Source organism: Nonomuraea sp. NPDC026600 (assembly GCF_040638335.1).
GTDB lineage: Bacteria > Actinomycetota > Actinomycetes > Streptosporangiales > Streptosporangiaceae > Nonomuraea.
Window position 1 is genome coordinate 1 of record NZ_JBEZYD010000100.1, and the last position, 2,407, is coordinate 2,407.

General features: G+C 62.2%; 1 protein-coding gene. It reads left to right on the forward strand.

Features of this window, described 5'->3' with window-relative positions:
• The first annotated feature begins 256 nt into the window (after window positions 1-256).
• Window positions 257-1,792 (forward strand): restriction endonuclease, encoded by a 1,536-nt coding sequence (locus tag AB0F17_RS66330; protein ID WP_358047824.1) that lies wholly within the window; start codon window positions 257-259, stop codon window positions 1,790-1,792.
• The last annotated feature ends 615 nt before the right edge of the window (window positions 1,793-2,407 follow it).

Consider the following 2,407-nt stretch of genomic DNA (forward strand, 5'->3'; position numbering starts at 1 on the left):
CGGCCTTCGGCGACTCCTCCCGAAAAGCCCGGAACGCCACCAGCGACGTCCAAGAAATCCCAATCGTCCCGAACTATTTCGCTGAGATCACCTCACTGACTGACTGGACACACCCGACCTCCTGGGGCGAGAGTCTTGGTGGGAATCGTTGCAGTTCAGAAACGGATGAGAGTTCCTTGGCGAGATTCCCTATAGTCCGGAGAATGAGGTGGTCGCGTAGGGAGTAGGTGCCTTGGGTTTCCGGACCATCGTCACTGTGCTGGATGACTATCAGCGTGCCCAGCAGCGGCAACTGGCTGCTGAAAGGCGGATCTGGCAAGAACACCACAGAGCGCAGGCTGCGGCCATGAGGGCGGAGGCCCGGCAGCAGCGGGAGACGTGGAGGGCTTATCAGCAGTGGCGGGAGCAGGAAGCAACCCGGGCGACCGCCGAGCTGGAGTCGCGGGTCGGCTTGCTGCGGGGGGTCCTTCAGAAAGTTATCGCGAGTCGTCCGTTGGACGGATCCGTGCTTCAGCTCAGCCCGGTGGTATCGCCGTTCGAGCCGGGAACTCTTGCCCAACGCTTGATCCCGCCAGACCAGCGCGCCTACGCGGTGGCACCGCTCACAGGACTTCAGAGGGTGCTGCCTACCGCACGCCAGCAGCACGAGCAGGCTGTTAGCGCCGCGCGAGAGCGCTACGAACGTGATTGGTACGCCTACCAGCGTCTTGAGAATGATCGGCAGCTCAGGATGGCTTCCGCTGAGCGTGAGTACGCGATCTGGGCACAAAACGAGGGCCGCCGCATCGCGGAGTACAACGCGGATGTCGTTGACCTTGAACAACGGGCCTGGCGCGGTGACGCGGATGCGATATCGGGAGTGTTCGCAGCACTGCTCATGGGCTCTCCGTCCTGGCCCGCGGACTTTCCGCGGTCTGCAGAAGTCGCTTGGGACAGTGCTGCGGGGCAACTGTTGGTCAACCGCGCGCTACCCGCAGTCGACCTCGTGCCGGCTGTGAGCCGGATTCGCTACGTCAAGGCCAGTGATCGGGAGAACGAAGTCGCCAGGCCCGTCACCGAGCGTCGGACTCTGTACCGCGAGGTTGTCGCGCAGTGTGTGCTGGGGAACCTCCATGAGATCTTCGGTGTGCGGCTCACGGACCGGACGGGACATCCGATGGTCCAGTCGGTGGTCTTCAACGGCTATGTCTTCGCGACCGACCCCGCAACAGGGCTTCCTCGGCCAATGTTCGTTTCGACGGTCGCTACCGATCGGGGCGCGATGGAGCGGATGAATCTTGGGCAGGTCGACCCGATCAGCTGTGTTGAGGGCCTCGGCGGAAGCATCTCGTCAAAGCCGGAAAAGCCGGTCGAGATCCGACCGATCCGCCGACCGGAGACTCTTCACAGCGCCGCAACCGATCGGGACGGATCGGATCTGCTGGAGATGGATCCCCTTCAATTCGAGGTGCTGGTCGCCGAACTCTTCGCGGCGATGGGATTTCAGACCGAGACGACAGTCCGCTCCGGAGATGGTGGAGTCGATGTGGTCGCGACGGACCCCGATCCAATTCGAGGCGGACGGATCATCATCCAGGCGAAGCGCTATTCGGCGACGATCCAGCCCAGTGTCGTCCGAGACCTGTACGGCACACTGGTCCACGAAGGTGCGTCCAAAGGAATCTTGATCACTACCTCGGGCTTCGGGCCAGGAAGCCGGGAATTCGCGGAGAACAAGCCACTTACCCTGATTGACGGCGTGGAGCTGGGGCGCCTTCTCGCCAGGCATGGCGTAGGCCCAAGCCGCAGATGAGTTCAGCCGAGCTTCCGCCCAGTGTCCATGCCAAGAGCCTCGAGGGTGCCCTAAAGGATCCGGGACAACACGAGGGCTAACGAGGCTTTCGTCTCTGGGAGACATGTCGGGAGCAGGAAGTCCTCAGGAATAAACCACCCTGATCAGTGACGGGTTGGATGGGGCGAACGTCGAAGACGAAATCGAAGTGCCGAGGGCTGGCTTGTCAGCTTTTGCTCCCGCGGGTGTCGTGGGCGCCCGTGGGGTCGAGGTGTCGAGGCTCATGGCCACGAGTCCCCAGGTATCCATTCAGGGGTTCCATACTCCTGACCTGGGCTGTCGTGCTGATCCGCCTATGAACGGCTCGGTGTCGTCGCAGGTCAGCGGTGGGCCTGAATGGATACGTCCCCAGTACTTCAATGCGGTGGTCTCATCGAGGCAGTGGCCGCAGACCTGACGAAGCGGCAAATGCGATCCGTTGATGGATTCGGAGCCCTCTTGTCGAGCGGTGTCGAGGAGAGCGGAGTTGGTCTCTTCCTGTGTGTCGACGACGGGTGAAAACTGACCCCGTGGCGACGGCTGAAAACTGACCCCCTTCAGTCACTCTGGAGGGTGATCAAGGTGGAGGACTGGGCG